The sequence below is a fragment of the Microbulbifer maximicatervae (SeqCode) genome (genome assembly GCF_056231245.1).
Genome location: NZ_CP174334.1, coordinates 4,710,131 through 4,720,294 on the forward strand (window position 1 = coordinate 4,710,131; position 10,164 = coordinate 4,720,294).

Annotated in this window: 9 protein-coding genes; 1 reads left to right on the top strand and 8 read right to left on the bottom strand. The window is 50.1% G+C overall.

The window, feature by feature from the left end:
• Positions 1–122: 122 nt before the first annotated feature.
• From aroB to ACJJIS_RS20600, 7 genes are all read right to left on the bottom strand, one after another.
• Entirely contained in the window at positions 123–1,208 is a 1,086-nt protein-coding gene (gene aroB, locus ACJJIS_RS20570) for a 3-dehydroquinate synthase (protein WP_475708945.1), read from the bottom strand.
• A 67-nt stretch (positions 1,209–1,275) separates the two neighbouring features.
• Entirely contained in the window at positions 1,276–1,797 is a 522-nt protein-coding gene (gene aroK, locus ACJJIS_RS20575) for a shikimate kinase AroK (protein ID WP_413665828.1), read from the bottom strand.
• Complete coding sequence (locus ACJJIS_RS20580) at positions 1,797–3,974, bottom strand: type IV pilus secretin PilQ (RefSeq protein WP_475708946.1); 2,178 nt, start codon at positions 3,972–3,974, stop codon at positions 1,797–1,799. The genes aroK and ACJJIS_RS20580 overlap by 1 nt, the downstream gene beginning before the upstream one ends.
• Complete coding sequence (locus ACJJIS_RS20585) at positions 3,974–4,504, bottom strand: pilus assembly protein PilP (protein ID WP_413664081.1); 531 nt, start codon at positions 4,502–4,504, stop codon at positions 3,974–3,976. Before ACJJIS_RS20585 ends, ACJJIS_RS20580 begins: the two co-directional genes overlap by 1 nt.
• On the bottom strand, positions 4,501–5,118 hold the full coding sequence (locus tag ACJJIS_RS20590) for a type IV pilus inner membrane component PilO (protein ID WP_413664080.1): 618 nt from the start codon (positions 5,116–5,118) through the stop codon (positions 4,501–4,503). The genes ACJJIS_RS20585 and ACJJIS_RS20590 overlap by 4 nt, the downstream gene beginning before the upstream one ends.
• A gap of 11 nt (positions 5,119–5,129) precedes the next feature.
• Entirely contained in the window at positions 5,130–5,705 is a 576-nt protein-coding gene (locus ACJJIS_RS20595; protein WP_413664079.1) for a PilN domain-containing protein, read from the bottom strand.
• Between the two features lies 1 nt (position 5,706).
• Entirely contained in the window at positions 5,707–6,783 is a 1,077-nt protein-coding gene (locus ACJJIS_RS20600) for a pilus assembly protein PilM (RefSeq protein WP_413664078.1), read from the bottom strand.
• A gap of 148 nt (positions 6,784–6,931) precedes the next feature.
• On the opposite strand from ACJJIS_RS20600, the gene ACJJIS_RS20605 reads away from it, so the two are divergent.
• The gene (locus tag ACJJIS_RS20605; RefSeq protein ID WP_475708947.1) at positions 6,932–9,592 is read left to right on the top strand and encodes a penicillin-binding protein 1A; all 2,661 of its coding nucleotides are present in this window, start codon (positions 6,932–6,934) and stop codon (positions 9,590–9,592) included.
• 63 nt (positions 9,593–9,655) lie between these two features.
• Here the strand turns inward: ACJJIS_RS20605 and ACJJIS_RS20610 are convergent, their stop codons facing one another.
• On the bottom strand, positions 9,656–10,135 hold the full coding sequence (locus ACJJIS_RS20610; RefSeq protein WP_413664076.1) for a chemotaxis protein CheW: 480 nt from the start codon (positions 10,133–10,135) through the stop codon (positions 9,656–9,658).
• Between the last annotated feature and the right edge of the window lie 29 nt (positions 10,136–10,164).

Consider the following 10,164-nt stretch of genomic DNA (forward strand, 5'->3'; position numbering starts at 1 on the left):
CACTACATTTTCAACTTTTAGCAGTGTATTAGTCTGTCAAATCAAATAAAACCAAACTTATCTTCTAGCAGCTAACCTTTCTGGTACTCAGTCCTATTTTTTAGACAATAAGAGCAGGGTTATCACTCGGCACCACAATTTTTCAGTGCATTTATAATCATTTTTCTGGGGGTATCATCGACAATAATTGCTTCTCCCAGTGCCTTTAGCAGCACCAAGCGCAATTTTCCGTCCAGCACCTTCTTATCCACCTGCATTACTTGGAGGAATTCATCGGTTGTCATGCCCTGCGGTGCCTGCTGCGGCAAATCAGCCGCCTCTAGCATCGCTCGCAACCGTTCCACCAGCTCTGCATCGATATCTCCGCGCAACCTGGATAACTCCAACGCCATAACCATGCCGGCGGCAACGGCCTCACCGTGTAACCAACTGCCATACCCCTGGACTGCCTCAATAGCGTGGCCGAAGGTATGGCCAAGATTCAGTATCGCCCTACGACCACTCTCGCGCTCATCACTGGCAACAACATCCGCCTTGTCGGCGCAACAGCGCTCAATAGCGTAAGCCAGTGCTGCGGGCTCCCTCGTTAATAACTTTTGTAAATTCTCCTCGATCCATTCGAAGAATGGGCTGTCACAGATCAATCCGTATTTAATGACCTCGGCGAGGCCTGCTGAAAATTCACGTGCAGGCAATGTGGCAAGGGTACCGGTATCCGCAAGGACAAGGCGGGGCTGGTGGAAGGCGCCAATCATATTTTTACCAAGGGGATGGTTAACGCCGGTCTTTCCCCCAACAGAGGAGTCAACCAAAGACAGCAGGGTAGTCGGTACCTGGATAAAGTTAACCCCGCGCTGATAACAGGCTGCAGCAAAACCGCACATATCTCCAACGACACCACCGCCCAACGCGATTAGTGTCGTAGTGCGGTTGTGACGCTTTTCCAACAGCACATCAAAAATTCGATTCACTGTGTCGAGTGATTTGAAAGCTTCACCATCGGGGAGCTCGACAACATCCACTTTATCGAGCCCTTTTAGCCCTTCCAATAATGTCGCCAAATAAAGAGGAGCAATAGTTTCATTGGTAACAATGCAAACTTGCCGGCCTTTAATGTAAGGGAGGATATATTGCGGGTCACCGAGCAAACCTGAACCAATAATTATCGGATAACTACGCTCGCCGAGTTCTACGTTAAGGCTTTGCATACTGCTCTCAATCCCCTAGTGCTTATCTCAACAGAAGTGAGACGCACTTTAGCACAGACGCTTGGGACTAATCGGACAGCAGGCTGCCTAAGTGTTCTGCGACCAGGAGGGATGCTTGTTTGGGGGAGAGGTCATTGGTGTCGCAAATAATATCTGCAACCTCACGATACAGAGGCTCGCGTTCCTGCAAAATTTCCGCAATACGCTGACGGGGGTTGGGTACACGAAGCAACGGGCGATTGGTATTCTTTGAAGTGCGCTCCAGAAGCTGATCGATATTGGCCTGCAAATAAACTACATGGCCATATTTTTGTAGCTGGCGTCGATTCTCCTCGAGCAAAACTATTCCGCCACCGGTACCAATAACCTGGCACTCACCCTGGCAGAGCTCTTCCAATATTTCAGTCTCACGACGGCGAAATCCGGCTTCGCCTTCCACATCAAAAATCCAGGGAATATCCGCACCAGTGCGCTCTTCCAGCACTTTGTCGGTATCGGCAAAAGGCAGCTGCAATTGAGCTGCCAACAACCTGCCGATAGTAGACTTGCCGGCCCCCATGGGGCCGACCAGGAAAATAGAGCGGGTGATCACTTAGAGTAGAAAGCCTCATCTTCAAGAATACGCGGTGTGATAAACATCAGGATCTCACGTTTATCGTCCGTGCGTATAGTCTGTTTGAACAAGTTACCGATATAAGGAATATCACCCAGTAAGGGAACCTTGGTTTCACTCTCTACAGCGGTACCTTCAAAAATACCACCTAGAACAATTGTTTCACCATTGCGTACCAATACTTTGGTCGCCAAGGTGTTGATATTAATAGAAGGGACCTGGCCATCACCCACACTTACATACTCACCCACACTATTCTGCTCAATATTTAGAGACATAATAATGTTATTGTCTGGAGTAATTTGAGGGGTCACATTCAACTCCAATACCGCCTCTCGGAAGGTAATAGAAGCAGCTCCAGAAGAAGTGGTTTCCTGATAAGGAATCTCGACACCAGATTGTATCGTGGCTTCCTGTTTATCGCCGGTAACAACTTTTGGCTGGGAAACAACTTCTGCGAGTCCACTATCCTCTAAGGCGGATAATTCCAAGCCAAGGAAGAAGTTATCCTTCAAAATATGATAGGCAAGACTACCGGCTGGGTTAGTGACTCCAAGATCAACCAACATTGGGTCAAATTCAGTACTTAGCTCTGCCAGGGAAGTGTCTTCTTCCAACCAGTTACTCGCCGAGGTTAGGCCATAAGTACCATCACCAATTTCGGTAAGATCAGCATAATCCCACTGAACACCTAGTTCTTTCTGGAAGTCACTAGTAGCAGTTACAATTCGCGCCTCGATCATCACTTGCCGGATCGGGATATCAATTGCCTCAATTAATGCTCTAAACTGTACAATTTTATCTTCAGTATCCGTCAAGATAATTGTATTAGTGCGTTCATCCACAATTGCACTACCACGGGCAGAAAGCATTGTAGGAGTGTTTGAGTTTCCACTACTACCACCTCCCGCAAATCCACCTTGGCCAGCACCTCCGCTCTGTCCCCCAGAGAAGAGTTCAAACAACTCCCCTGCGTCAGCGTAGCGGACACTAATGTATTCCGTTCGCAGCGGAGCCAATTCCTCTAACTGCTTTCGGGTTTCAAGCTCCTGGCGCTCTCGTTCAGCGATCTCAGCCGCTGGCGCAACCATAATGACACTGCCTTCCTGGCGCTTATCCAAGCCTTTAGCCTTAAGAATAAGGGCTAATGCTTGGTCCCAAGGTACACCATCTAATCGAAGTGTAATACGACCTTCAACAGTATCACTGGCCACTAAATTAAGGTCGGTAAAGTCGGCAATTACCTGCAATACTGAGCGAACTTCGATATCCTGAAAATTGAGCGAAAGCTTCTTACCATCAAACTGAAACTCTTTCTCTTTTTCACGAATTTCTTGAGCAGAGAGCGGCTTAACACTTAATACATATTCGGTGTCCGCCTGATATGCCAAGTAATCGTACTCAACATCGCTTGGATCAACTGAAATAACAGTGTTGCGCCCATCATAATCTACAGTAATTGAGCTAACAGGAGTCGCGAAATCTGTAACATCCAGCCTTTGGCGTAAAGACTCGGGCAGTTCAGCCCCAAGGAAAGTCAAATAGATTTTTCCGTTTGTACGCTCAACATCAATATTTACTGCAGGGTCTGTGAGACTGACTATTACCTTGCCTTCACCCTCTTCACCACGGCGAAAATCAACATTATTTACAGCCACACTCCCTGACGCTCGGAACTGTTTGTCACCGCCCAAGCTCATGCCAGCGTCATGTTGCGGAGCCGCAGCAACACTAGCTTCACCTTCAGAAGAATCTGCTCCTATCTCCATTACCAGCTGATTACCTTGACGCTCACTAGAGTACACTGGTAATTCATCTAGATTAACAATAAGGCGTGTGCGGTCTTCGCTGGACACAATGACAGCACTCCGCGCGGCTCCAATGCCTAGAGAGTATTTCTTTTGCGGAAGCACACTTTCTACTCCAGCAAAATCTAAAACTATTCGCGCGGGTTGCTCTATTGTGTAACCCGTTGGTTCTGGAGGTGTATCACTGAAGGTAAGACGAAGCTGAACCCGACTACCAGGCAGCTCAGCAAATTGAATGTCATTGAGCTGGCTTACCTGAGCATTCGACGCTATTGGAAATAACAACAAACCCAGCAGCATCAGCTGGAATCGAGTCATTAAAAAGGCGAACTGTTTATTGTTCATTATCCGTTGTCCCTCTCTTCCAACGCCAGAGCCCGCGGCCGTTCAATCCAGCCTCCGGTGCCATCCGGTATAATTTCTAAAATATCGAGCTGTGCATCAGTGGCATTCACTACTCGGCCATGATTTTTTCCGAGATAATTGCCAACAGTTATGCGATGAATTCCGCCTGCGCCATCGTCTATCAGAGCCCAAATCTGTCCATCACGCGACAAGCTACCAACCATAGATAGCACATCAATATTAACGCCCTCCAGTAGCTCTCGCTGACGAGTTAAATCTGGAGCAACATCTAACCTGCGTCCCACTATACGCTGTTCGGACTCAAGAACTGGCTTGGTAAAGGGGCTTCGCTGGGCAGTGGCAACATAAACATAGGGGCTGTAAGGAGTAAATGTCGGTATCGGCTCAATTTGACCTTTCGGCCTACGTTCCACTTCAGCCATTCGCTTACGCAACTCACTGTGATCTGAGTTTAATTCACACCCGACAATTGATAGCAGAGCAACTGCAACCGAGAGGTACTTAATCATCCCTCTTCACCTTGATCTTTATAGCGATAGGTCTTGGCGTTAATTGTCATACTGAGCAAACCGCCTTCTTTATCATTTACTATCTTAAAATCATGCAAAGTCACTATTCGGGGCATACCAGCAATACCACTCACAAAAGCACCAAATTCATGATACCCACCTTTAACGAATATCTGGATCGGTAACTCTACGTAAAATTCACCAACCCGCTCCTGTTGCAAGTCAATATCACTTATCGTTAAGCCACTTCCCCGTCCATACTCATCAATATCTTCGAGTAAACCAGGAACTTCGGTGTCTTTGGGTAGCTGCTTAAGCAATGCACCAAAAGTTTGATTCATTTCCTCTAATTGAGCCCTATAGGCCTCTAGGTTGTGGGCCTGCTCTTGCTTCACTTCAAACTGCGAAAACAGCTGCTGCTCTTTACTCTCAGCCAGCTCAAGCTGCTGATATCGATCACTAATTAAAAAGTGATAACCAAGTCCAACAATGATTGCCGAAATAACAACCAGCAGGGCTATGCGCCCAGGTAAGGGCCAAATTCCCATACGGGAAAAATCGATATCATTGAGGTCAAGCTCATTGATCTGCTTCAGCGTATCTGCCAGTGCCATGGTGCGGTCCCTTATTTTTTTGCAGCGCCTTGGTCATCTTCCTGCTTTCTACCTGTGACATTAACCGTCAACTCGAAAGCACTCGCTTGTTCGCCATGTCGCGGACTAGCAGTAACCCCTGCTAAAGCTGGAGACTCGTACCAATCAGATTGATCCAGATTTCGCATAAAAGAAGAAACCCGATTATTAGATTCTGCCACACCTGACAGGGATAACTTATTGCCCACTCGCTCCATAGAGCTGAGCCACACACCTTCAGGCGTAGCCTGAACTAACTCATCAAAGTAACGCACAGCAAGCGGCCTGTTACCCTGTAACTCCTGGATCACCCGCATACGATCAATCAATTCCTGCCGGCGTTTTTTCAGGTTTTTAATTTCTTTTACCTGGATGTCCAACTCACTTATCCTGTTTTTCAGGATTTGATTGCCGTCATTTTGATAGATTATTTGCTTATCAACTGTTTTCATCCAGCCAAAAACGGCGGCAGCCACAGCAAAAATAACGACTACCATTATTTGCTGAAATTCTTTTTGCTTTTGTGCACGATATTCCTGACGCCAAGGCAGAAGGTTAATCTTTGCCATATCAGTAGTCCTTCTCCCTCATCGCCAACCCTGTGGCAATCATTAGTGAAGGGGCTTCATTTGCCAAAGCCTGGCGATTAACCCGTGAAGACACACTCATTTTGTGAAATGGATTAGCAATCAATGTCGGTCGACCCAGCTTTTCACTAACAAGTTCACCAATTCCTTCCATCGCCGCAACTCCACCGCCGAGAAGGATATGGTCCACATCACTATATGAGGTAGAGGAATAAAAGAATTGCAAAGAACGGGTTACCTGTTGAACTACCGCGTCTCTGAAAGGCTCCAACACTTCAGCAAAATAGTCATCTGGTAAGCCACTACCTCCCTGGCGTTTCGCCAGAGTAGCTTCTTCTACTGAGAGCCCATAGCGACGCTGTATCTCGTCGGTGAGCTGACGCCCCCCAAAGAGTTGTTCGCGGGTATACACTGTTTTGCCATCCACAAGAACTGACAGGGCACTCATCGTCGCTCCGATATCAATAACGGCTACGACTAGTTGCTCTTGAGGAGGGAGCTGATCTTCCAGCAATGTGTAAGTTCGCTCTATTGCGTAAGCCTCAACATCCACCACACCGGGTTCCAGTTCGGCCTCACCCAACGCAGAGATCCGCTGTTCAATGTTTTCTGTGCGGCAAGCTGCAAGCAGGACCTCCATTTGACCTTCCCCCTTCTCGGAAGGCCCCTGCACCTCAAAGTCCAGGCTGACTTCTTCAAGCGGATAGGGAATATACTGGTCAGCCTCGATTGCGATCTGGGCTTCCAATGCTTCCTCAGTGAGGTCCGCCGGCATTTCGAGGGTCTTGGTGATCACCGCTGATCCAGACACAGCAACGGCAGCTTCGCGTAAGCGCGTCTTGGAGCGTCGTACAACTTTGCGAATAGCCTCAGCCGTCGCCCCCACATCATTGATATTCTTATCAACTACAGCATTGGGTGGGAGAGGTTCCACGGCGTAACTTTCGACACGATATTTGTCGCCGTTGCGACTTAGCTCCAGCAACTTGACCGCAGTAGAGCTAATATCGAGTCCCAACATGGCCTTGGGGCCTTTGCTCAGAAAAGGGAAAATTCCCATTTTTTCTTATCTTTTCCGTGGGTTATGAGGGTTTGATGTTATAGCACTTTAAATTAACGCTTCAACCTGCATTTGCATAGGTAATAGCGCACAATATTCGTATAATTATTCACCTAATCACTTTGATGAAGTACACAGAAGCAGTTTCATGACCGTAAAAGCCCGCAATCGTCTGCTCGCACTGCTTTGGCTCGGCCTTGCCGGTGTAGCCGCTACAGCAATGGCCCTGGCCAGTATCTATCTCTACCTCAAACCGGGGTTGCCCTCGGTCGAGAGCCTCCGCGATATCCGCTTACAGACCCCTCTGAGGGTCTACTCACGGGATATGAAACTGATCGGTGAGTTTGGTGAAAAGCGGCGCAACCCTATCACGATCGAGCAAACGCCAGAACCCTTTATCAAAGCGATTCTCGCCGCCGAAGATGCAAGCTTTTACTCCCACAATGGTGTTTCCATCAAAGGTTTGATGCGGGCGGCCTCGCAGCTGATTAAGACCGGCTCTATCCAGTCTGGTGGTAGTACACTGACAATGCAGGTGGCGCGCAACTTCTTTCTCAGCCGGGAACAGCGTTTTGTGCGCAAGTTCAATGAAATTTTACTATCGCTGCAAATCGAGCAGGAGCTGACCAAAGACGAGATCCTCGCCCTATACATCAATAAAATCTTCCTCGGAAACCGCGCCTACGGTTTCCAGGCTGCAGCTCAGGTGTATTACGGCAAAGATATCAAGGACCTCAATCTGGCCCAGTGGGCTATGATGGCGGGGCTTCCCAAAGCGCCATCGACCTTCAACCCTCTCGCCAACCCCTCCCGAGCCCTGGTACGCCGCAACTGGATCCTGATGCGGATGCTCGACCTTGGCTATATCAATCAGGATCAATATAACCAATCTATTACTGCGCCAGTAACAGCCAGCTATCACAGCCGCGACCTCGACCTGGATGCACCCTATATCGCCGAGATGGCACGGAAGGAGGCAGTAGACCTCTTTGGCGACAACGCTTATACCGACGGCTACCAGGTCATAACAACGGTAGACAGTCGCCTGCAAGAGTCGGCTCGCAATGCGCTTCAGCACGGTCTGGAAACCTATGATGCGCGCCACGGCTATCGCGGCCCAGAACAGCGTCTTGCACCGGAATTGCTGCAAGATAGCGACCAGCTTATCGATTTACTCAACGAGATTCCGATTCTCGGCGGTCTGGAACCCGGCGTTGTCACTGCGGTAGAACCCAAGAAACTTCAGGTTCAACTGAGAGATCGGCGCGTAATTGAATTGCCTTGGAGCAATGGACTCAGTTCTATCAGGCCCTATATTTCTGAGAGCGCCCGGGGCGCACGCCTTCAGTCCGCTGAAAAAATGTTTGCTCCCGGAGATGTCATTCGATTACGCAAGGTCGTTAAGGAAAAGAAAGAGAGCAACTCCAGTAGCGAGATGATCGCCACCGCTGTAGATGAGCCCCTTCAGGCCGATCCGTTTGCGGATCCCGAGAGCGGTGATACCAAGCCTGCTGAACCCCAGGTGACTGAAGAGTGGGTTCTAGCCCAGGTCCCGGAAGCACAGGGCGCCCTGGTATCTATTGAGCCCGAAGATGGGGCTATCCGCGCCCTTGTCGGTGGTTACGACTTCCGCCAGAGCCACTTCAATCGGGCCACTCAGGCTGCCCGGCAACCCGGCTCCAGTTTCAAGCCCTTTATTTACGCCTCGGCGATCGAGCGCGGATATACAGCGGCCAGCATTATCAATGATGCCCCGATTATCTTTGAGGAAACCAACCTGCAAGATGTATGGCGGCCTGAAAATGACGGGGGGACCTTCCTCGGCCCAACTCGCCTGCGTATGGCTTTGTACAAGTCCCGCAATATGGTCTCAATCCGGTTGCTGCAATCCCTAGGACTGGACTACGCCCTAGGCTTTGTCGAAGGCTTTGGGTTTGAGCGCAGCAAGCTTGCCCGCAACCTGACCATTGCTCTGGGTAGCTCCGCTCTCACGCCCCTGGAGATGGTGCGAGGCTATGCCGCCTTCGCCAATGGTGGCTACCGAGTGGAGCCCTACCTGGTTGAGCGGGTATTGGATGTTAATGGCGAAGTCCTGTATCAGGCACTGCCTCTCACTGTGTGCGATAACTGTCCCGAGCCGGGCACAGGCTCTGAAACCCTGTCCGCTGAACCCGTCGATCTCGCGGAATTACAACTGGAAGGACAAGGGGTCGATCAAGGTGAAGAGCCAGCGGAACTACACGTACTGCCCGTTGGCCCCCTCGACCCGAGCAAGAGCCAAGCGCGCCCTCGCGCTCCGCGAGCCATGTCCGCAGAGACGGCATACATAATGGATTCGATGCTTAAAGATGTTATCAAAAAGGGCACCGGGCGCCGCGCTCTGGCGATGAAGCGCGGTGATATTGCCGGAAAGACCGGTACCACCAATGGTCCACGGGATGCGTGGTTCTCGGGTTATAGCCCCTACCTGGCAACCAGTGCCTGGGTTGGCTTCGATTCCTATGGTGAACTGGGTAAAAATGAATACGGTGGCTCAGCCGCCCTGCCTATCTGGATCGATTTTATGAGCAGTGCCCTCGAAGGTCTTCCCGAGCGCCACCTGGCTCAACCAGATGGCATAGTTACGGTACGCATCAACCCTCAAAATGGCTTGCGCACCTCTTACGGGGGCATGTTTGAGATATTCAGGACCAACCGGGTGCCCGGCCGCGAGGTATATAACCCATATCGCAATCGCTACACCGATGAAGATATGGATATGCCCAGCCAGGATGGCCGGGAGGATTCTTTACCGGAAGAGCTGTTCTAAGCGAACAGCTCAATCAAAAAAGGGGCCTCTGGCCCCTTTTTTGATAATACATTGCAAAACAAGTCAGTCACTGCGATAGCGCAGGCAGGCCCGCTCTAATCCCTGCAGGTCGGGAATAACCGCCTCCTCACCAGAAAGCGCCACATGCATTAACTCTCCAGGGTTTAGTGGCTGCTCTCGCAGCGCCAACTCCTCAGGGGTAACCCGCACCAGGCGCGGAGTGCCGCGCAAGAGCAATGCAAAATACGGCAGCTCGCCATCGGGATTTCCCGTGCTCAGCACCGCAATACGCCCCTCTTCTGCAACTGCTCCCAAGGCACCACCACGCATCACTTCAAAAGATACCACCGGCAGGCGCTGTTCCCGCCAGATCAGATCTCCCAAATACCACTCGGGTACATCTTGAACTGCCATCGGCGTCTGCATTGCAACAACCTCTGAGAGGCTGTCCACCGGCACCAGCAGCTGCCCCTGCTCAAGGGGCAATAACAGGCTGCTCACTTCCTGGGGGACATCTACCGGCAGCGCTTCAACTTCACTCATTGCCTATCTCTATATTATTCCTGATATTT